Annotated in this window: 10 protein-coding genes; 7 read left to right on the top strand and 3 right to left on the bottom strand. The window is 70.5% G+C overall.

From position 1 onward, the window contains the following. Nucleotides 1–117: 117 nt before the first annotated feature. Entirely contained in the window at nt 118–3,999 is a 3,882-nt protein-coding gene (locus VH569_RS12790) for a tetratricopeptide repeat protein (protein WP_423315668.1), read from the top strand. Here VH569_RS12790 and VH569_RS12785 read toward each other — a convergent pair. Then, nucleotides 3,980–5,353 carry a tetratricopeptide repeat protein gene (locus VH569_RS12785; RefSeq protein WP_423315667.1) on the bottom strand — a complete coding sequence of 458 codons (1,374 nt, stop codon included), beginning with the start codon at nt 5,351–5,353 and terminating at the stop codon, nt 3,980–3,982. The genes VH569_RS12790 and VH569_RS12785 overlap by 20 nt on opposite strands. A gap of 168 nt (nt 5,354–5,521) precedes the next feature. Between VH569_RS12785 and VH569_RS12780 the strand changes: the two genes are divergently transcribed. Together VH569_RS12780 and VH569_RS12775 are read left to right on the top strand one after the other, a co-directional pair. Next, on the top strand, nt 5,522–8,260 hold the full coding sequence (locus VH569_RS12780; protein ID WP_423315666.1) for a glycosyltransferase: 2,739 nt from the start codon (nt 5,522–5,524) through the stop codon (nt 8,258–8,260). A gap of 2 nt (nt 8,261–8,262) precedes the next feature. Further along, complete coding sequence (locus VH569_RS12775) at nt 8,263–10,032, top strand: tetratricopeptide repeat protein (RefSeq protein WP_423315665.1); 1,770 nt, start codon at nt 8,263–8,265, stop codon at nt 10,030–10,032. 41 nt (nt 10,033–10,073) lie between these two features. Here VH569_RS12775 and VH569_RS12770 read toward each other — a convergent pair whose 3' ends face one another. Further along, nucleotides 10,074–12,824 carry a hypothetical protein gene (locus VH569_RS12770; RefSeq protein WP_423315664.1) on the bottom strand — a complete coding sequence of 917 codons (2,751 nt, stop codon included), beginning with the start codon at nt 12,822–12,824 and terminating at the stop codon, nt 10,074–10,076. 262 nt (nt 12,825–13,086) lie between these two features. On the opposite strand from VH569_RS12770, the gene VH569_RS12765 reads away from it, so the two are divergent. After that, entirely contained in the window at nt 13,087–14,409 is a 1,323-nt protein-coding gene (locus tag VH569_RS12765) for a class I SAM-dependent methyltransferase (protein ID WP_423315663.1), read from the top strand. A gap of 21 nt (nt 14,410–14,430) precedes the next feature. On the opposite strand, the gene VH569_RS12760 is transcribed toward VH569_RS12765, so the two are convergent. Beyond that, nucleotides 14,431–16,323 carry a glycosyltransferase 61 family protein gene (locus VH569_RS12760; protein WP_423315662.1) on the bottom strand — a complete coding sequence of 631 codons (1,893 nt, stop codon included), beginning with the start codon at nt 16,321–16,323 and terminating at the stop codon, nt 14,431–14,433. Between VH569_RS12760 and VH569_RS12755 the strand changes: the two genes are divergently transcribed. Genes VH569_RS12755 through VH569_RS12745 form a run of 3 tightly spaced genes read left to right on the top strand, consistent with a single transcriptional unit; the run spans nt 16,255 to nt 21,528 of the window. Further along, a complete protein-coding gene (locus tag VH569_RS12755) occupies nt 16,255–17,886 on the top strand; it encodes a tetratricopeptide repeat protein (RefSeq protein ID WP_423315661.1) in 1,632 nt (543 codons plus the stop codon). The two genes, VH569_RS12760 and VH569_RS12755, sit on opposite strands and share 69 nt — an antisense overlap. After that, a complete protein-coding gene (locus tag VH569_RS12750; protein WP_423315660.1) occupies nt 17,873–19,642 on the top strand; it encodes a tetratricopeptide repeat protein in 1,770 nt (589 codons plus the stop codon). The genes VH569_RS12755 and VH569_RS12750 overlap by 14 nt, the downstream gene beginning before the upstream one ends. Then, a complete protein-coding gene (locus VH569_RS12745; protein WP_423315659.1) occupies nt 19,642–21,528 on the top strand; it encodes a tetratricopeptide repeat protein in 1,887 nt (628 codons plus the stop codon). Before VH569_RS12750 ends, VH569_RS12745 begins: the two co-directional genes overlap by 1 nt. The last annotated feature ends 84 nt before the right edge of the window (nt 21,529–21,612 follow it).

Raw genomic sequence — 21,612 nt, 5'->3', positions numbered from 1 at the left:
CGACGCACGGTGCAAATGCCGGTTGACCTTCCCGGTGGGGACTGGTGCTATGCAGCAGGAAGTGCCGGCATCCGGCCGGCCCGTTATTTAGCGCCGGCCCATCTCGACCTTCAAGGCATGACCGTCAAGATCGCATTCATAGACCCGGCGGGAGGCGATTACACTCCCGGGACGCCGCGTCATCGGCCGCTCGGCGGGTCGCAATCGGCACTCTGCTACCTGACCGAGGCGCTGGCCGCCGCCGGTCATGCGGTCACGATGGTCAACGGCACGCGCACGGCCGTCACCGTGCGCGGGGTGCGCTGCCTGCCCATCGCTTCGATCCGCCTCGAGGATCTGTGCGACTTTCACGTCGTGGTGTTCCTGAACGGGTGCGACCGGGAGTTTCTGCTGCGTCTGCGCGCCAAGCTGGGCGGCGACCGCAAACTGATCCTTTGGACGCAGCACGCCGTCGACCAGCCGGCCGTGGCCAATCTGGCCGACGCCGGCCTGCGCGACTGCCTGGACGGCATCGCCTTCGTCAGCCGATGGCAGATGGACGGGTATCTGAACGCCTTCCCTTTCGATCCGACCGTCTGCCGGGTGATGCGCAATGGGATCGCGCCGGCCTTCGCCAACCTGTTCGGGCCGGACGAGGACATCCTGGCGGCGAAGCCCTGGCCGCCGATTCTGACCTACACCAGCACGCCGTTCCGTGGCCTCGACGTGCTGCTCGACAGCTTTTCGCTGATCCGGGCGGCGATTCCGGGAACCCGGCTGCGCGTGTGTTCGAGCCTGGAGGCCTATCAGGTCTCCGCCGGGCAGGATCCCTTCATCGCCCTGTACCAGCGCTGTCGCGAGACCGAGGGGGTGGAGTATCTCGGCGGCCTCGGCCAGGTGGAATTGGCGGGAGCGATGCGGGAGGCGACCTGCCTTGCCTATCTCAACCGCTTCGCCGAGACCTCCTGCATCGCCGTGCTGGAGGCGCTGGCAGCCGGCTGCCTCGTGGTGTCGAGCCAATTGGGTGCCCTCCCGGAAAGCGGTGCCGGGTTCGCGCGTCTCATACCGGTGCCGGACGATCCGCAGGAGCACGCGCGGCGCTATGCCGAGGCGGCGGTGGCCGCCCTGCGGGACCTGCGGGACGATCCCATCGGCGTCGGCCGGCGGCTCCGTGCCCAGGTCGAACACGCGAACGCCGGGACGATCTGGGATGTGCGGGCGCGGGGCTGGATGGACTGGTTCAAGGAGTTGCTGGCACCGGTCTCCCCGGCGCCGTTTTCCCTGGCGCCGGCCTCCCTGCCGTCCGTTTCGACAGGGGGCGCCACGGCGGTCACCGCCAGGATCGTCTCTGCCCAACAGCAGCTCATGGAGGCTTTGGGCGCCCATCTGAACTCGGGAGGCGACCAGCGGTTGGCCGACCCGGTCTGGCGTGCGGAGGCGCGCCGGATGATCGAGCTGGTGGAGCGGTCGCTGCACCTCGATCACAACGATGAGGAGGCGCGCACCGGCGTCTGGTCGGCCCTGCGGGGCTATGACGCCTGGTTGGCCTACCGGACGGCGCTGCCCGAATTGCCGCCGCCGTCTCCGCTGCCGCCCGGCGGGCGGCGGGTCTTCGACTGCTTCCAGTTCTACAACGAGCTGGATCTGCTGGAGGTCCGGCTGGCGGAACTCTACCCGGTGGTTGACCGCTTCGTCCTGGTCGAGGCGACCCATACCCATGCCGGCGCGGCCAAGCCGCTGTATTACGCCGACAACCGGGCGCGCTTTGCAGCCTATGCGGACAAGATCGTCCACGTCGTCGTCGCCGAGGATCCGGGCGGCTTCGCCTGGAACCGCGAGGCATACCAGAGGGACGCGATCCTCCGTGGCCTGGGGGACTGCCGGCCCAGCGACATGATCCTCATTTCCGACGCCGACGAGATCCTGCGCGCGCCGGTCGTCGAGCGGCTGCGTTGGGAGATGGACGAGGGCGCAGGCGGTGGAGCAGGCACGGGTGCCACGCTTTTCGCCCCGCATCTCGACATCTTCCTCTATTTCCTCGACCTCAAGGCACCCGACCCGTGGATTTCGGTGGCGGCCGCCCCCTGGGAGCTGATCCGCCGCATCGGTGCGAACCGCGCCCGCTATCTGGCCAAGCAGGGGATCGGGCGGGTCATCCCGGATGCCGGGTGGCATTTCACCTGGATGGGGGGTGCCGCTCGTTTCCGCGCAAAGCTGGAGGCTTTCGCCCATCGTGAGATGATGGCCGGCTTCGACCGCGATCCGCAGGCCAACCAAGCCCGGCTCGACCGTTTCTACGCCACCGGCCGCTTCGACGACGGCGTCCTGCCCGGCATTTGGACGGGCCTTCGCCGCATGCCCATCGACGGGCACTATCCGGCGCGCATCCGGGAAACGCTCGCCCGCTTCCGCCATCTCGGCTGGATCGCCCCGCAGGCGGAACCGGCGCCGGAGACCCTGATTGAGAACGGCCGGGCACGGGAGAGGGAGGGGGACGGCACGGCGGCCGAGGCGCTCTGGCGCCGGGCCGCAGCCCTCGATCCAACCAACATCGAAGCCTTCCACGCGCTTGCCGAGCGGCTGCTCGCCCGCAACGCGACAGCCGAGGCGCTCCAACCCCTGCGCTGCTGCACCCGGTTGGACCCCGAGGGAAGCTTCCACCTTTTCAAGCTCGCCCGCAGCCTGCTGCTGCTCCGCCGGTACGAGGCGGGAGTGGCGGTCCTGATCGACCTTGTCCGCCGCGAGCCGGAGGAGCATCGCGCCTATGGCAACCTCGCGGTCGCATTGAAAAACCTCGGCCTCCACGAACGGGCGGTGGCGGTCGGCCGTCGCGCGCTGGCGCTGATGCCGGCCGATGCTGGCCTGCTGAACAATCTGGGCCTCGCCCTGTCGATGCGGGTCGGAGGGGACGAGGCGGCGTTCGACGCCCTGTCGCGTGCGATGGTCCTGGAGCCGGACCATGCCGAGACGCTGATGAACCGCGCCTTGGTCCTGCGCAGCCTGCACCGGTTGGACGACGCGGAGACCGCGTGCCGCCGCCTCGTCGCGCAGCGGCCCGAGGACCCCGGAGCCCACACGCTCCTGGCAACCTGTCTGCTGATGCGGGGCGATCTGGCGCCGGGGTTCCGCGCCTATGAGTGGCGCACCCAGCTGGCCGATGGGCAGGTGGAGGCGCGCGGTCTGCCGACGCCGCCATGGAGCGGCGGCGCTCTCGACGGTCGACGTATCCTTCTGCACGACGAGCAGGGGCTCGGCGACGCGATTCAGTTCGCCCGCTACGCGCCGCTGCTTGCGCGGCGCGGCGCCCATGTGATCGTACAGTGCCGGGACGCGCTGGTACGGCTCCTCGCCACGTTGCCGGGCGTGGCGACGGTGGTCGGGCATTCCGCACCGACACCGCAGCATGATGGTCATGCGGCCCTGATGAGCCTGCCGCATCTCCTCGGCACGACCCTCGCCACGGTTCCGGCTGAGGTGCCTTACCTTGCTGCCGAACCCGCCCTTGTCGGGATGTGGCGCGACCGGCTGGGGCCGGTGCGGGCGGGGCTGCACGTCGGGCTGGTCTGGGCCGGTAACGCGGACCTTCCCGACGATGCGAAGCGCTCGCCGGGTTTGAAGCCTCTGCTGCCGCTCCTCGACCTTCCTGGCATCGCCTTCGTCTCCCTTCAGAAGGGCGGCGGCCGGGCGGATCTGGAACAGCTGGGCGGTCGGCTTCCCGCGGGCTTCCACGATGTCGGCGACGGGTTGGACGACCTCGCCGATACCGCGGCTGTCGTGGCGCAACTCGATCTGGTCATCTCCGTGGACAGTGCGGTCGCCCATCTTGCCGGAGCGCTGGGGCGGCCGGTCTGGACCATCGTGCGCGCGGAGTCCGAGTGGCGATGGATGCTGGAGCGGACCGACAGTCCCTGGTATCCGACCATGCGGCTGTTCCGGCAGGCGCGCGCGGGTGACTGGAGCGATGTCGTGGCCGCGCTATGCACCGCTCTGCAGCGGGAGGTCAGGGAACCCCGTCGGTGAGGGCGTCCTGCGCGGTGCGCCGCCCGACCTCGTCGTGAAGAGCCGCGCGGACGCTTGCAAAGACGGGCGCCCAGTCCAGTTCCGGCCCCTGGCGGAACAGACGCATCGACGGATACCAGGGCGTGCGCTCGCCGGTGAAGCCATAGATCCAGTAGGGGACGTGCTGCACGAGGTTCCAGATGGGGGTGCCGAGCGAGCCGGCCAGATGCGCCACGGCGCTGTCCGTCATGATGACCAGATCAAGCCGCTCGATCATCGCCGCGGTGTCGGCGAAATCCTCCAGATGGGGGCCGAGCGGCACCACCAGCCGGCCGGCCGGGCCGAGCGCGTCCAGTTCGGCCTCCTGAGGTCCTTTCTGAAGGCTGTAGAGCCGTACACCCGGAAGTTCGGCGAGGCCCAGGAACGGCGTCAGCGTCGTGGCGCGCCACGCATTGTCGGCGAAGCTGGACCGGCCCGCCCAGACGATGCCGACGCGCAGCGTTCCCGGTTCCCGGTCCCCCAGCAGCCGCGCCGCTTTCTCGCGGGCGTCCGCCGGGACGGTGAGCGCCACCGGAGGCGGCACGGAGGCGAGCGTCGTGCCGAACAGCATCGGCAGGGTCATTTGCGACACCTCGACATCGCAGGCCGGCGCGGGCGCTCCCCACGGCCTCCACTCGTCAGGGGCGAGGCCGGACAACACCCGCCGCAATTCCGGATGGCATTCGTAGATCGGCCGTCCGCCGGCCTGCCTGACCATCGGAAGATAGCGGGCCACCAGCAGGGAATCGCCGAAGCCCTGCTCGGCCGTCACGAAGACGCGGCGTCCGTCCAAGGGCTGCCCGTTCCATGATGGCGCCGAAGGGGCGCGCGCGAGATAGGAGGGAATCTGCTTTCGCGCCTCGTAATCGTCGAAGCCGTGCACATAGTCGCCGATCTGCAGCCGCGTCAGCGCCCGTTCCCACCGCAGCAGCGCCGTTGGTCCGCCGTTTTCGGTGACCGCGCGGTCTATTGCAGCCAGGGCTTCGGCATACCGCCCCGCCTTGCGCAGCGCGACCGCGCGGTTGAACAGAACCGTCCGGTCGCGGGGGGCGCGCCGGACGGCCTCCTCCTGCGCCGCGACCCCTTCGGCAAGGCGTCCGGCTTCGGTCAGCGCATTGCCGAGGTTGCTCCAGATGCCGCCCTTCCCGGGCGCGTGTTCCAGGCCACGGCGATGGCAGGCGATGGCCTCCGCCAGTCTTCCGGCGCGGCGCAGGGACATGCCCAGGATGCTCCACGCCTCCGCATTGGAAGGATCGGCGTCGAGCGCCGCCTCCGCGGCCTTGCGGAGGCGGTCGTCGTCATCGGGCGCCTTATCGGCCTCATCCGTTTCGATCATGGCTTGAAGGCCGAGGGGGCCGGCGTTAAGTTCATGTGCGATGCAACCATTGGGGCGGTAAACCCTGCATCATAGCACCCGCCACCACCGGCATGAAGGTCGTAGGCTTTTGCGAAGGGCGATGCGGGCAGGCGAGGACACGGTCATCGTGCAGGCGGTGACCGGCAGATGACGGACGATCCGGGTTCGGTGAAAATGCACAGGCGGACGCTGGCCGGGGATCCGGCGGATGCTCTGCCCTGGCAGCATCTGGCGGTGGACGCCTGCCGGGCCGGGAACAGGCGGCAGGCCCTGTCGCTGTTCGTCCGGGCCGCCTGGCTGCACGGAGACGGTGCGGTTCTGGAACAGCAGATCGACGGGGTGATCACCCCCGCGCTCAACCGGGCCGTGACGCTGATGCAGAGCGGACAGGTCGACGAGGCGGCCGCGGTCATCGAGCCCTTGGCCGAAATCATCGCCCCGCGCGGGGACTTCGCGCATGTTCTCGGCGTTCTGCGCTTCGTTCAGGGACGAGACGACGAAGCCGCCCATTTCCATGCGGCGTCCCGGATGGCGGACAATGGCCTTGGCGCCGCACTGTCCGGCATCGCCCGTCACCGTGCCGATTACGACTTCATCGGCACGGTGGTGATTCCCGTTTACCAGATGGAGGACACCATAGAGCGGGCGCTCGACAGTGTCCTGGCGGCTGTCCGCCACCACCGGGCGGCGTCCGGCGACGCGGAAGCGAAGGTCCATGTCTGCGTCGTCGACGACGCCTCACCGGACGACACCGTGTCACGGGCGCTGCGATGGGCGCGGGCGCACCCGGAACAGAGCGTCGCGATTATCGCCAACAACCTGAACCGGGGTGCGGGGCGGGCACGCAATGCGGGTGCCGCCGCCGCGATGGGGCGCTATCTCTGGTTTCTCGATGCCGACGATTATTACCTGGAACGGCACCTCTTTCTGACGATCCGGGCCCTGGACGAGGCGCCCGAGGCCGGCTTCGTTCGAACCGGCATGCTGTTCGACGGGATCGACGCCGAAGTCACCGAGGATTGGCGGCAGGCGTCGGAAAACTGCTATCCCGGCAATCTCTGTGTCCGGCGCGACTGTCACGACCGGATCGGCGGCTTTCCGGAGGAAGCGCCTTTCTACCCGGCGGTCGCCGACGATGTGGCCTACAGCCGTGCCCTGCATAGCCGGTTTGGCGGCCTGAAGATCTTCGACAAGACCGTTCACTACACGATGCGGCCGGGCAACGCGCTGGAGCGGCAACGGGCCGAGATGACCGGCGGCCCCCCGTCGGCGGAGCGCGAGAAGCCGGACAGCCGCTTCGTGGCGATCGAACTGTTGACCCGGCGCCGCCTTTACAGCCTGGCGGGCAACGCGATGGCCGGGCCGTCGGCGCCTCCGGCACCGCAGACGGACGCCGCCGTCTGGCTGGAGACGGGGAAGGAACTGATCCGCGACCAGAGGCCGGAGCCTGCCGTTGCAGCACTGGTCCGGGCAGCGGCCCTCGATCCGTCCAATGCGGCGGTCTGGTTCGAGCTGGGGCTGGCGGCCAACACGCTCAAGCGCGATGCCCTGGCGCTCCGCGGGTTCCAGGCGGTGGCGAGCCTTCACCCGGATGCCGGGGCGGCGCGCTTCAACCTCGCTTCGCTGAGGTTCGAGCAGGGGGTTCTCGATCCGGCAGCCCGCCATCTGCGGGAGGCGCTGGCTCTCCGGCCGGAGCATGGCGGTACTCTGTTCCTGTTGGGGCGCACCGAAAGGCGGCGGGGGCAGGCGGGGATCGCGCAAAGGCTTCTCGGATGGGCCGCGCGGGTTGAACCGGATCTGGGAGAGATCCGCGCCGAGCGGGCTGAGACGGCCCTCGGCCTCGGCCGTCCGGCGGACGCAGCGGAGCATGCGCGGCGTGCGCTGGCACTCGCACCGGGCCTGTTCGACGGCCACACCGCCCTTGCCGGCGCCCTGGAGGCGCTCGGCCGGCCGGATGCGGCGCTTCCAGGCTGGGAGCGCGCGATCCGCTGTAACCCGGGCCGGGGTGGGGCATTCACCGGGCGTGCCGTCAATCGGCTCACCCGGCGCTATGGACCGCCGCCCGCTCCGGCGTTGAGGGCGGGGACGGGACGCCGGCTCGCCTCGACCTCGCTCGGTTGGCATGGACGGTTCGGCAACCAGCTTCTGCAATATGGCGTCCTGCGCCTGTACGCCGCGCGGCACGGTCTTACCCTGGAAGTGCCACCCTGGCCGGGCAGGCATCTCTATGGGCTGGACGATCCGATGCCCGGCCCGGCCTTGCTCCGCTTGCCGGAACGGCAGGTCGAGGCCAGCGTCATGGCCTCGCTCAGTGGTGTGGAGAGCGGGGTGGAGGACGAGGTGCTGGCCGACCGCGACGTCACCGCCTATTTCTGCGGCGACACCGGCTTCCTGGCACCGCATCGGGAAACCTTCCGCGGCTTCTTCACGCCGGGGCCGCACATCCGGCCTTGGACGGATGCGCTGACCGCCCGCCTGCGCGGGGCCGGCCATACCGTGGTAGCCGTGCACATCCGGCGCGGCGACTTCGGCTGGGGGCCGTTCTGGATGGCCCCTGAAAGCTGGTACCTCCGTTGGCTGGACGCGGTCTGGCCCGGCCTCGACCGGCCGGTCCTCTACGTCGCGACCGACGACCCGCGCTGCCTCTCCGCCTTCGCCGCCTACCGGCCGCTTTCCGCCCGCGATGTGGCGGAGCCGATCCCCGGCGCGGAGTTCCTCACCGATTTCCATGTGCTGTGCGAGGCCGATCTGGTGGCGGTGTCCAACAGCAGCTTCTCCTTCGTTGCGACCATGCTGAACCGGTGCGCCCGAAGCGTCGTCCGTCCCGACAAGGCCCAGCAGGCGCTGGTTCCTTATTCCCCCTGGTCCAGTCCGGTCCTGCTGTGACGATGGATGCCGGCCGCCTGGACGGGCTTCTGCAAGCCGCAATCGCCCATCATGCCGCCGGCCGCGCGGAAGAGGCGGAACTCGCCTACCGGGCGGTGCTGGCCGCCCGGCCCGGCCATCCCGGCGCCCTGCATCTGCTGGGGGTGCTCGCGCTTCATCACGGCCGGCCGGTGGTCGCAGCGCAGCTCATCGGGGAATCCATCCGCCAGGACCCCGGCAATCCCGCCAGCTTTTCCAGCCTTGCCGGCGCCCTGCGTCAGCTGGGTCAACCCGGCAAGGCGCGGGTGGGCGCATGCCTGGCACTCGCGCTCGACCCCTGCCTGCCCGACGGCCTCGGCACTCTTGCCGACATTCTGTCCGACGTGGGCGAGCATGGTGCCGCTGCCGATGTGCTCGGGCGGGTGCTGGTTCTCAGCCCGTGGTCGACGGAGCCGAGGCTCAAGCACGCCCATGCGCTCCTCCACGCCGGCCGGAACGAGGAGGCGGTCGGGACGCTGATGACGCTTCTCGGCATGACGCCCTTGTCGGTGGCGGGATACACCAATCTCGGCGTGGCGCTGCGCCGGCTCGGGCGGGTGGAGGAGGCGATGGCCGCCTACCGCAGCGCGCTGGGGTTCTCGTCCGGCGAGCCGGGAACCCTCAACAACCTTGGCATCACCTATCAGGACCTGGGTCGCTACGAAGAAGCCGCCGCCTGCTTCCGCCGCTCCATCGCGGTGCAGCCGGACGGCGCCCACGCCCATCTCAATCTCGGCCTCGTCGCCCGTGACGAGATGCGGGTGGACGAGTCCATCGTCCTGGCACGCCGCGCCGCCATCCTGGAACCGGCGCTGGCCGAGGCGCACACCGCGCTGAGCCACGGTCTTCTGATCAAGGGGGAGTTCCGCGAAGGATTCGCGGAGTATGAATGGCGGTCCCGCATGACGGACTTCCCCTCGCCCCGCCGCGACTTCGCCTCGCCGGTCTGGGACGGATCGCCTCTCGCGGGACGAACCCTGCTGGTTCACGACGAGCAGGGGGTCGGGGATACGATCATGTTCGCGCGCTACGCCGCGCTGCTCCAGACGCACGGCGCGCGGGTATTGCTGGACTGCAACGGGCAACTCGTCCGGCTGCTTTCGTCGATGCCGGGGATCGCCGGCGTCGTTCCCCGTCACGGCCCGCCGCCGCCGCACGACGTCCATGTGGCTCTGGCGAGCCTGCCTCATATGCTGCGCGCCACCCTCTACACCATTCCGGCACCGTTCGCCTATCTGCGGGCGGAACCCGATCTGGTGGAGAGCTGGCGAGCGCGCCTCGGTTCAAAAACTGGTCTCCGCGTCGGGTTGGTCTGGGCCGGCAACCCGGAGTTCAAGGGCGACGGGCTGCGCTCCCCCGGTCTGGCGGCCTTCCGGCCCCTGCTCGATCTGCCGGGGGTTTCGGTCTTCGGGCTTCAGAAGGGAGCCGGGAGGCACGATCTGGATCGGTGCGGGCCGCTGCCCGCCGGCTTCGTCGACCTCGGCGCGGACATCGCCGACTTCGCCGACACGGCGGCGATCATGGAGAACCTGGATCTGATCGTCAGTTCCTGCACCGGGCCGGCCCATCTCGCCGGGGCGCTCGGGCGGCCGGTGTGGACCGTGCTGCCCTTCGCTCCGGACTGGCGGTGGCTGGAGCATGGCGTCTGCACCCCCTGGTATCCGACCATGCGCCTGTTCCGGCAGGAACGGCGCGGCGATTGGAGCGCGGTCGTGTCACGGCTGTGCGCGGTGCTGGAAAGCCTGGGCGGCTGAGGCCGCGGGGGCCAGGGCCGGGTCCTTCTTGGCCATCGAAGTCAGGACGGCTCGACCGTGAAGGCTTCCGGCGGCAGGCCGGCGGCGTGGCGGTCCCACATGGTCTGGAAGGCGCGTTCGAGATGCCGCGTGAAGCGCGGGCTGTCGAACAGGGGGGACGTGCTGCGGCCGGCCTCCAGCCGGCGGCGAAAGCCGGCGAGCGTCGCCGGCTGTCCGGCCAGCTGCACCGCCCGTTCCTCGTACTCCGCGACGGAGCCGGTGACCGTTTCCGGCAGGCCGGCGGCGTGCAGCAGGCTGGCCGCCACGCTGGAGGCGAAGGTTCCGCCATGCAGGGTGAGGACGGGCGCCCCCATCCACAGGGCGTCGGAGGTGGTGGTGTGCCCGGTGTAGGGAAAGCTGTCGAGCGCCAGATCGGCGAGCCGGTAGCGGGCGAGATGCTCGGCCTGCGGACGGGGGGCGGCGAAGATCAGCCGCGCCGGCTCGACGCCATGGCGCGCCGCCTCCATCCGCAGATTGGCGGTGGCGTCGCTTCCCGCGTCCAGCAGCCAGAGCGTGCCGGCTGGCACGCGGCGCAGGATGCGCATCCACAGGGCGAACAGGGCGGGGGCGATCTTGAAGGCGGCGTGGAAGGCGCAGAAGACGACGCCTTCGACCGGCAGGCCACAGGCCGCGCGCGTCGGCATCGGGGCGTCGGTCGGCCGGCGGCGGTCGTTGACCTGATAGCTGTCGGGCATCCGGACCAGCCGCTCGCGGTAGAAGGGCTGGTGCTCGGGCGGCGTGACGATGCGGTCGCCGATGGCATAGTCCAGCAGTTCCGCGCCCAAGGGTCCCGGATAGCCCAGATAGGCCACCTGGATGGGCGCCAGACGCCGCGCCAGCAGCGTCAGCCGGGCGTTCTGGGTATAGCCCTTGAGGTCCACCAGGATGTGGATGCCGTCCTCTGCGCAGAGCGTCGCGACCGTGTCGGGATCGGCCTGCCGCAGGTCGCGGAAGCGGTCGAAGCCGGCTTCCAGCCGCCGCCGCATCGGGCTTCCGTCATCCTCGCCGTAGGAATAGCCGAAGATCGAAAAGCGCGCACGGTCATGCAGCTCGAAAAGCTCCGCCGTCAGATGGGCGGTGGCGTGGTCGTGGAAGTCGGCGGAGAGATAGGCGATGTTCAGCCGTCCCCCCGGCAGCAGGGGGCGCCGCGGGGCCGCAGCCGGCGGGACCGGCCCGACGGCCTCACGGTGGAAGCGGCGGGCCGCGCGGTCCTGCTGGGCCGGGCTGGTCCCGATGAGCAGGCTCAGCAGCGGCAGCACCACGCCCCGGTCGCGGTCGATGACGTCGAGCAGTTGGCGGCAAGTCTCCTCATGGGTTCGCCAGTCGCAGATGGACAGGCTTGCGAACAGGCGGTCGCACAGCGATTCGGTCCGCTCCGGGGCAAGCCGGTGGGCGTGGTCGTAGCCCTGGGCGGCGTGGGCCAGCCGCTTGGCCGCCCGCATGGTGTGGGCGCTCTCGCGCCATGCGTCCGCCGAGTCCGGTTGGAGCGCCAGCGCCCGCCGATGGGCCTCCAGCGCCTCGCCGCCCCGCCGTTCGTCCCGGAGCAGGGTGCCGAGCCGGGTGAAGAGCAGGGCGTCCGGCTGAAGGCGGAGCGCCCGCCGGATCAGGGTGGCGGCGAGGCGGGGGCGGGCATGGCGTTCCAGCAGGGCGAGGTTGCTGAAGGCGTCCGCCAGATCCGGCTGTAAGGCGACGGCGAGGGCGAAATGCCGCCGCGAGTCCTCCTGCCGCCCCAGGGAGAACTCCACCACGCCCAGCAGGAAGGCCGCCGCCGGCTGGTCGGGCGACGCGCTGAGGATCGCACGGCAGAGCCTGCCGCTTTCCTCCGGCTTTCCCTGTTGGTAGAGGGCGAAAGCCCGGCCCAGTGCCTCCTCCACCGTTGCATGCGGTGTTCCGGGTGGCGGCGCATGACTGAGCGGGCGGGTGACCGCGCCGCCGTCGGGCGTGGAAAGGGTGAGGGGGTCCTGCTTGCGGGGCAGGGGATAGCCGGCCAGATGCAGGATGCCGAGCGGGGCGTGGGGAAGCTCCGGCTCCAGCAGCATCCGGCCGTCCGCGGACCCGAAGGGCGTGGCACGGAAACAGATCCAATTGCAGCGCGCCGGCAACTGGCTGAACGGCAGCCCGCCGGTGCGCAGGGCGAGGTTCAACGCGACCTGTTCGCTGACGAAGAGCACGGTCCGGCGCAGCGAGTCCGCCAGCAGGCGCGCCCAGAGCGCCCAGTGCGGCGCGTCGCGACGTGCGGCGAACACCCCGCAATTCAGCAGCGGATAGGCGAAGAGCCGACGGGCCGTGTCCTCGTCGAAGCAGGCCTTGTACCAGTCGTGGAGGTGATGGGCGTAAGGCGCGCCGTCGTAGAAGGGCGTGTAGGCACGGTCGAGTTCCGGCACGATGGCGAAGCCGGTCGCCGCCGCGCCCGCCAGCAGCAGCTCGATGGCCGACCAATCCTGCACCCAGCAGTCGGCGTCCAGCCACAGGATGACGGCGGCGTCGGGAACATGGTTCGGGAGATGGGGACGCGACACCATCGCCTTGAAATACTCCGGCATCGGCCGGTCGAAGGGATGGTCCCAACCGGGGACCGCCAGCCGCGCCCCTTCGCCGGTCAGCCAGCGCCGGTCCTCCGCCCCAAGCCCGAGATCGAGGACGGTGATGGGAACTCCGGCCCCTTGCGGAAGGGCGCGGATCGAGCGGACGAGCCCCTGAAGCAGCGGGAAATAGGCGGCGTCGGCGGCCGTCGCAATCGCGAAGGGATGCACCGGTCAGCTCCCGGCCGGCGTTCCTCTCCCGCGGCGGGGGAGGCGCAGCACAGGAGTGAAATCCCTGAGGCGGGAACCGGCGGTCCGTTCCATTCGTTCCCTACCTTCCATCGATCAGGGGGCGACCCTGCATCATCGGCCAGGTCTTGGCAATCCTCCGGGCGGCTTGCCACGCCGGTGCGTTCCATCCCATGTTCCCTTCTCCCCGGGCTCACGGCCCCGGTTTTACGCCCCCGGTTTTAGGCTTGTCCGAGGTCTCGGTATGCTTCTTCGCCCGCGCCAGACTTGCCGGGTCTGCGGTTCGCCGATCCTGCGGCCGGTCATCGACCTCGGCCCGCAGATGCTGCAGGGAGCCTTCGCCAAGCCGGGGCGGCCGGCGCCGGCCGAGGTGACGCTTCCCATGCGGCTCGTGCGCTGCGGTGGCGATGGCGATCCGGCGTCCTGCGGGCTGTTGCAGACCAGCGCCAGCGTGCTGCCCGATCTGCTGTACCGCACCTACTGGTACCGGTCGGGCCTCAACGCGACGATGCGCGATCACCTGCGCGGCATCGCCGGGCAGGCCGCGGCGCTGGCTGGCCGGCCGGCGCCGGCGGTGCTCGACATCGGCTGCAACGACGGCACCCTGCTCCTGTCCTATCCCGCCGCGTCGCTGCGGGTCGGGGTCGATCCGTCCGACATCGCCGCCGGACTTGCCGGCGACGTCACCGTCGTCAACGCCTTCTTTCCCTCCGATGCCGCCCTGGGCGAACTCACCGGCAGCCGGTTCGACATCGTGACCTCCATCGCCATGTTCTACGACATCGAGGACCCCTGCGGGGCTGCGTCGGCGATCTCTGGCCTGCTCGCCCCGGACGGTCTGTGGGTGCTGGAGCTGTCCTATCTGCCGCTCATGCTGCTGCGGAACGCCTTCGACACGGTGTGCCACGAGCATCTGGAGTATTACAGCCTCGCCGTGCTGGAGACCGTTGCCAGCCGGGCCGGGCTGCGGATCTTCAGGGCGGAGGTCAACGGGATGAACGGCGGCAGCATCCGCTGCTTCGCCTGCCACGCCGTGAACGGAAGGTTCGGCACGGCGGAGGACCGGGCCTTCCTGGAGGCGCTGCGGCGTCGGGAGGCGGCGATGGGGCTGGCGACGGACCGTCCCTACCGTGCCTTTCAGAGGCGGGCGGAGGCGCTGCGCGACGAGCTGGTCGGCCATCTGCGCGCCGTCCGCGACAGGGGTGGGCGCGTGCATGTCTATGGCGCCTCAACCAAGGGAAACGTGCTTCTGCAATGGTGCGGCATCGGCCGGGATCTCGTCGAATGCGCTGCCGACCGCAATCCCGCCAAGGTCGGCGCCGTCACGCCGGGTACAAACATCCCGATTGTCTCGGAAGCGGAGTCCCGCGCGCTCCGGCCCGACCTCTACCTCGTGCTGCCCTGGCATTTCCGCCGCGAGTTCCTGGAGCGCGAACGCGCGATGGTGATGGGCGGCACCCGCCTGCTGTTTCCGCTGCCCGAGGTCGAGGTGGTGGACGCGGGGAACTTCGAACAGGCCCTGGCCCGCCTGGACGATGTGGAAGCGTTGCTGCTGGGAAATGGCTGAGGGAAGGAGCGGGCTGGCGGCTCACCCTTGCCTCGATCCCGAGGGCGGGCGGCACAGAACCGCGTCCAGCAGCCTGCCGAGCGCGTCGGGGTCGATGAACACGGGGATGTCGAGCCGCGCGAGCAAATCGTCGGGCCGGCTGGCGGGATCGTCGGTGAACCGGCCGGCCAGATGATGGAACCGGCCGAGCAGCGGGATCTGCACGCCCATCTGCGGATTCCAGCGGGAGTCCGGATGAAAGAAGTCCGGATTGCAGAGATGCACCCAATGCCCGCCCGGCGGCAGGAAAACCTGATTGGCGGTGGCCGCCCCGACCGGGGCCACCACCATTTCGGCCTCCGCCATCAACTTGATCGTCTCCAGCACGCCGAGCCGTTCCGGCTGCACCGTTTCGAAACCCCGGTCCGCCAGCAGGGCGGCGATCTCGGCGTCGTTGGCGATGCGGTGCTTGGGCGCCGAGCCGCGCCGCGACAGGTAGAGGCGCCGCGTCGGCGGCCCGTCGCCGCGCCGCCGCGGCAGCAGCCGGTCGCGCAGCCAGCGATAGGCGACGGGATAGGGAATGGCCGACGGCACCGCCGCCCGCCTCAGGCGGTAGAGAAGCTGTGCTCCGTCCGGGCCCACCAGATCACGGGCGTCGATGATCTGTTCGGCGGGCAGGCCGGCGAGTTGCAGCATTTCCCGATGGTACGGACGCACGTCGAAGAGAAGCACCGGCAGGGGGCGTGTCTCGTCCACGCGCTCCCGCACCATCAGCCTTGGCAGCACCTCCACGAGGAAATGCCAGTAATTGGGCGTGGAGGGCAGGAAGAGCACCGGCTGGTCGATTGTCACCGTCCGGTAGAGCGGGCGGGGCAAGCGGAAGGCGCCGGCGGTGGCGCCGGGCGTCACGCCGACCAGCGGCACGCGGGATCCCTGCACGACGGTGTCGGCCACCTCCCGCAGGAGGAAGCGCCGGCCGGCCAGCAGATGGCTTTCGTAGTTGTCCTTGACGTAGAAGCCCTGGACGACCTCGATCTCCGCGTCGAGCGCCACGCCCACCGGTTCCCGCGCGAGCGTCGGCAATTGGTCGATCTGCGGGCGCAGCCACTCTGGACTCGCCGTCGCCAGCACCTCGTCCGGTTCCTGGGCCGGGGCCTGCCAGATCCGATGGCGAAAGCCGGCGGCGGCACACCAGGCCGGGAAGGGCAACAAGGTCAGGGGGAAGCGGTCGATGGCCTGGGGCGGGACCTCGGGAAAGTCGAGCGGGTCCTTGATCGCCAGAAACTCCATGGCCAGGGCGGGGCGCTCGACGAGCAGCGCCACCCGCACCAGCCGTTCCAGCAGGTCGCGCAAGGTTTCGGTGAAGCCGGGCGCCTCCCGCATGAGCGCAAGCGCCTGTTCGCAGAACCGCGCGGCACCCGGCGGGTCCCCGCCGCCGAACGCGCGAACGGCGGCGCGCTCGCAGAACCCGGCATAGACCTCCCGCAAGGGAAGGAAGCCGGGCGCCCGCGTCACGCCCTGCCGCAGCCAGGCGACCGCTTGCGGCTCGTCACCGATCCGGCCGTGCAGCAGGGCCAATGCAAGGTGGGTCGCTCCGTCCTCGGGCCGCAGGGCCAGGGCGCGCCGGTGGTGATGGCAGGCCGCCGCCAACCGGCCTGCCGCCTGCTCCAGGATGGCGAGGTTGCGGTGAGCCTCGAAGAAGCCGGGGGCCAGCGCCGCCACGACGGTGAAGAGACCCCGCGCCGCTTCCAGGCGGCCCTGCCCGAACGCAATGGTGCCCAGCAGGCAGCGGGTCTCCGCCTGCTCCGGCCGCACTTGCAGGATCGAGCGGCAGAGATCGGCCGCCTCCCCGGCGCGGCCCGCCTGATGGAACGCAACCGCCCGGTCCAGGGCCTGGGCGAGCGTGATGGCGCCTTGCGGCGGAACGGCTTCCATCCGACAATGGGTAGCATTGGCCGCCGGCCCGCCGACAGGGTTTTTCCGGATGGCGCTTTTTTGGTGGCGTCCGTGAGAGGGACAGTGGTGGGCGAGGAAGGCTTTCTTCTTGTTTTCAACCGGGGATTGCTGCGCGTAGAGAGATCCGAGTTGCCGGAGGCGGCGACGAGCTTCCAGGCCGCCGCCGTTCTGCGGCCGGAGCATCCGGTGGTCTGGTTCCTGCTGGGGGTGACCCTGCGGACACTGGGGCGTGCGGAAGAGGCCGTGGCGGCGCTGCACGTGGCGCTCCGCCTGCAGCCCGGGCATCCCGACACGCTCTTCCATCTCGCCTCCGTCCATCTGGAACGGCGGCGGCCGGAGTGCGCCCTGCCGGCCCTGCGCCGCCTGATCGCCCTGCGGCCAGGCCACGAGGGCGCGGCCTTCGCGCTGGGCAGCGCGCTGATGGCGCTCGACGACCCTGAGGCGGCGGAGCGCGCCTTCCGGCTGGCTGCGCTGCTGCAACCCGATGGGGCGGCGGTGAACAACAATGTCGGCGCGGCGATCCTGGCGCAACGGCGGCCCGGGGCGGCGCTGGGACATTTCCGGCGCGCCGTCAGGATCGATCCGTCCTGGCCCGAGCATCGCAAGAATCTGGGCGTCGCCCAACTCATGCGCGGCGAGCTGGAGGAGGGGTTCCGCGACTATGAATGGCGCACCGGACAGGCGGTCTGGCAATGGAACCGGAGCTTTCCGGGCAAGCCGCTCTGGGACGGCGGTCCGCTCGCCGGCCGGACCATCCTGGTCCATTACGAACAGGGGCTGGGCGACAGTGTGCAGTTCGTCCGCTATTTCCCGCTGCTCAAGGCCAGGGGCGCACGGACCGTCTTCGAGTGCCAGCCGCTGCTGAAACAGCTGCTCGCCACCGCCCCCGGCATCGACATGCTGGTGGCGCGGGGGGAGACGCTGCCGGACTTCGATTGCTGCCTGTCCCTGATGAGCCTGCCGCACCGCTGCGGCACCAGGGCGGATACCATCCCACAGGGCATTCCCTATCTGCGGACCGATCCGGAACGGGCGGCCTTCTGGCGCGAGAGGGTGCTGGGGCACGCACGGCCGGGCGAACTCCGGGTCGGCGTCCAGTGGCGTGCCGACGGCGACGACCGGTCCATCCCGCTGGACTGCTTCGAAGCCCTGTCGCAGGTTCCCGGCTTGCGGCTCTTCAGCCTGCAACAGGCTGTCGGGCTGGACGAGCTGGAGCGGCTGGGCGCGCGGTTCGGGATCGTCGACCTGCCGGGCCGGCGGCCCGGGGCGGAGGGGTTCCTCGACACCGCGGCGCTCGCGGAGGCCATGGATCTGGTGGTTGTCTGCGATTCCGTGGTCGGGCATGTCGCCGGGGTGCTGGGCAGGCCGGTGTTCCTGGTGCTGCCCTGGCTGGGCGACTGGCGCTGGATGAAGCATCCCGACTGCACGCCCTGGTATCCGGCGCACCGGCTGTTCCGCATGGCGCGCCCCAACGACTGGCACGGGGTCATGCTGCGGGTGGCCGAAGCGGTGGCGGATGAGGTTCGACGTGCCCGATCTTGACTCTGCCGTCGCGCTCTATGAGGCAGGCCGCCATGCGGAGGCCGCCGTGGCCTGCCTTGTCCTGCTGGAGGCGGGAGTGCGCGACGCCGACATCCTCAACCTGCTGGGAGCGTCGCTGGTCTCGACCGGCAACGGCGATACGGCGGTTGGACCGCTGGAGGAGGCGGTGCGGATCGCCCCAGCACATCTTGCCGCCCGCTGCAATCTGGCGCTTCTGCGGCAGCAGCGGCGCGACTGGGCAGCGGCGGAAAGGCATTTCGACGTGCTCGCCTTGCTGGACCCGGCCTTCCGGCTCGGGCAAGAGCGTCTCGGCACCGTGCGGCAGGAACGCGGCGATCTGGATGGGGCGGTCCGGGCCCTGACGCGGGCGGTCCGTCTCGACCCCCGGTCCGGGTTGGCGTGGTTCAACCTCGCCTCGGTGCGGATGCTGGCCGGCCTGTTCGAGGAGGCCGTCGCCGGGTTTCGCCACGCCATCGCCGAGGATCCCGCCGGCGCTCTCGCCCATGTCCAGCTCGGCGAGATGCTGTTGCGGCTGGGAGAGATCGATGCGGCGGCGGAGGCTTTCCGGCGCGGGCTGCGGCTCGACCCGGCCGCTCCGAATGCGGCGGACGGGCTGGCCCGTTGCGGGCGCTATCGGATCATGACCGGCACCCCCGGAACGCAGGCCGGCGGCGTGGCAATCCGCGGCCCTTTCGAGAGCGCCACGGGTTACGGCTATTTCTGCCAGTGCCTCATCCGGGCGCTGCGGGCGCGGCAGGTGCCGCTGGAGGCGGTCGGGATCAAAGGGCCGGAATCCTGGCCGGGAGGCCGGCTCGACCGGCCCGTGCCGGCGCGGGCGATGGTGAACTGCCTCATTCCGCTGGCGGTGGAGCGGGTGCCGGGCCGGGCCGCCGTGACCTTCTCCATGTTCGAGGGGACGCGCATTCCGCCGGCATGGCGGCGGATGAGCGAGCGCAGCGACCTGATCGTGGTGCCGACCGAATCCTCGCGCCTGGCCTGGGCGGAGCAGGGCTTTCCCGAGGACCGCCTGCGCGTCTGCCCGCTCGGCGTCGATCCGGCGGGGCCGGGGAGCGTCCCGGTCCTGGTCGCTTCCGGCGGGCGGCAGGTGTCGAGCTACCGGCACCGCTTCCTCAACGTCTCGGACTTCAACCCGCGCAAGAACATCGACGGGCTGCTGCGGGTCTGGCTGCGCGCCACCGCGCCCACCGACGAGGCCGTGCTGATCCTGAAGGTCGGCCGGAGCCTCGGTCCGGACTTGCGGACACAGCTCGGCGAGCTGGTGCGGGCGGCGGAGCAGGCCGTGGGCCGGCGGCTGGCGGAGGCCGCGCCGGTGGTGCTGATCGACCGGCTGCTGTCCGACGAGGAGATGAAGGGGCTTCACCGCGCCGCCACCCATTACTGGAGCCTGTCGCATGGGGAGGGCTGGGACCTGCCCATGGCCACGGCCGGCGCCATGGGGCTGGGGCTGATCGCGCCCGCCCACTCCGCCTATCTCGCCTATCTGGACGAGGGAACCGCGCGCCTGATCCCGTCCTCCGTCGCTCCCGCCCGCGTGCCGGGGCAGGAGGGGTTCCACCCGCCCTTCCATGGGCTGGACTGGTGGGTGCCGGACGAGGAGGCCGCGGCCGCGATCCTGAGGGGCATCATCCGGGGAGGGGATCGCCTGCCGTCCGCCCGCGACCGTCTGGCGCGCTTCACCTGGGAACGCTCGGCCGACCGGCTGCTGGCCATCCTCGACGAGGCGGGGCTGCGCTGATGGAAACGGAGGAGACTTTCGCCGCCGCGCTGGCGGAGCATGAGGACGGCCGGTTCGCGGCGGCGGAGGCCGGCTACCGCGCCGTGCTCGTGCGGGAGCCCAGCCATCCGCAGGCCAACAACAACCTCGCCGTCCTGCTGCGACGGGCGCGGCGCTGGGGCGAGGCCGCCGTCTGCCTCCGCACGGCCGTGGCCGGCTGGCCGGAGGATCCTGGCGTGCGCAGCAATCTCGCCTGCACACTCGGCGACCAGGGGCGCGTCGCCGAGGCGATGGCCGCCATGCGCGTCGCGCTCGCGCTCAGTCCGGAGGCACCCGGTTCCTGGTTCAACGCCGGAAATCTGCTCAGGTCGGTGCAGAATCCCAGGGGCGCCACGATAGCCTATGGACGGGCGATCCGCCTCGATCCCGGCATGGGCGAGGCGCTGAGCAATCTCGGCGACTGTCAGCGCGAGGACGGGGCGCTGATGCAGGCGGTGGACAGCTATCTGGCGGCGATCCGGGCGCGGCCCGACCTGCCGCAGCCCTTCGTCAATCTGGGGGAGGCGCTGAAGGAACAGGGGCGCATCGCGGAGGCCATCGGCATTCTCCAGAAGGGGCTGGAGCATCACCCGGACATGGCGCCGATGCGCTCCAACCTGCTGCTGACACTCCATTACTCGCCCTGGATTCCGCCGGAGGTCATCGCCCGCGCGCATGCGCACTGGAACGAGCGTCACGCTCGGCCGCTCTTCGACGGCGCGAAGGACTTCGCCAACGACTTCGCCAACGGCCGCGATCCGGATCGGCGGCTGCGGGTCGGCTATGTCTCTCCGGATTTCTGCCATCATGCCTGCGCCCATTTCATCGAGCCGTTGCTGCGCGAGCATGATCGCGGCGCGGTGGAGGTCCTGTGCTACGCCACCGCGCGGCGGCGGGACGACATGACCTTGCGGATGGAGGCGCTGGCCGCCGGCTGGCGCTCGCTGGCCGATCTGGACGATGCGGACGCGGCGGCGCTGATCGGGCTGGACCGCATCGACATCCTCGTCGATCTGGCCGGCCACACGGCGGGCGGGCGGCCCCTGCTGTTCGCGCGGCGGCCCGCGCCGGTGCAGGTCACATGGCTCGGCTATCCCGACACCACCGGCATGCCGGCTGTGGACTATCGGTTGACCGATGCCGTCGCGGACCCGCCGGGCGGATCCGATGGCCGGCACGCCGAGCGGCTGGTGCGGCTGCCGCACGGCTTCCTCGCCTTCCAGCCGCCCGACAGCGCCGGTCCGGCCGGAAACCCGCCGGCGCTCGCCAACGGTTTCGTCACCTTCGGATCCCTGAACAACCTGGCCAAGGTGAGCCCGGAAGTGGTGCGGGTCTGGGCCGCCCTGCTGGCGCGGGTGCCGTCGGCCCGGCTGCTGCTGAAGAGCCCGGGATTCGAGGATATCGCGGTGCGGAGTGCCGTCCTCAAGGACTTCGCCCGCCGGGGAGTGCGGCCCGAGCGGATCGAGCTTCTGGCGCCGGTGCCGTCCGTCGCCGAGCATCTGCGGGTCTACGACCGGCTGGACGTAGCGCTCGACCCGTTTCCCTACAACGGCACGACGACGACTTGCGAGGCGCTGTGGATGGGGGTTCCGGTCATCACGCTGGCCGGCAGCCATCACGTGGCGCGGGTGGGCGCCAGCCTGTTGTCCCACTGTGGGCTGGAGGAGTTGATCCAGCAGGATGAGGCCGGCTATGTCGACGCGGCGTCGTCGTTGGCCGGCGACCTTTCGCGGCTGTCCGGGCTGCGCCGGGGGATGCGAAAGCGCTTGGAAGGCTCGGCGCTTCTCGATCATCGCGGTTTCGCACGGTCCGTGGAGCAGGCCTACCGGGCCATGTGGCGCGGTTGGGCACTGGGCGGCCGTCCTTAGCGCATCATTCCGGACTCCGCTGACTCGCATCGCGCCGGTTTCCGGTCATTTTCCGTCGGCAGGGGCATCCCACAACGGCGTGGG

The organism is Azospirillum sp. 11R-A, assembly GCF_049472615.1.
Classification (GTDB): Bacteria; Pseudomonadota; Alphaproteobacteria; order Azospirillales; family Azospirillaceae; genus Azospirillum; species Azospirillum palustre.
Note: the sequence above shows the minus strand (reverse complement) of the source record. Positions and strands in the feature narration are given on the sequence as shown.

Coding starts and splice junctions, on each gene's coding strand:
- VH569_RS12790 (WP_423315668.1), top strand. CDS start 118: ATGACCGTCAAGATCGCATTCATAGACCCGGCGGGAGGCGATTACACT.
- VH569_RS12785 (WP_423315667.1), bottom strand. CDS start 5,353: ATGATCGAAACGGATGAGGCCGATAAGGCGCCCGATGACGACGACCGC.
- VH569_RS12780 (WP_423315666.1), top strand. CDS start 5,522: ATGACGGACGATCCGGGTTCGGTGAAAATGCACAGGCGGACGCTGGCC.
- VH569_RS12775 (WP_423315665.1), top strand. CDS start 8,263: ATGGATGCCGGCCGCCTGGACGGGCTTCTGCAAGCCGCAATCGCCCAT.
- VH569_RS12765 (WP_423315663.1), top strand. CDS start 13,087: ATGCTTCTTCGCCCGCGCCAGACTTGCCGGGTCTGCGGTTCGCCGATC.
- VH569_RS12755 (WP_423315661.1), top strand. CDS start 16,255: ATGGAACGCAACCGCCCGGTCCAGGGCCTGGGCGAGCGTGATGGCGCC.
- VH569_RS12760 (WP_423315662.1), bottom strand. CDS start 16,323: ATGGAAGCCGTTCCGCCGCAAGGCGCCATCACGCTCGCCCAGGCCCTG.
- VH569_RS12745 (WP_423315659.1), top strand. CDS start 19,642: ATGGAAACGGAGGAGACTTTCGCCGCCGCGCTGGCGGAGCATGAGGAC.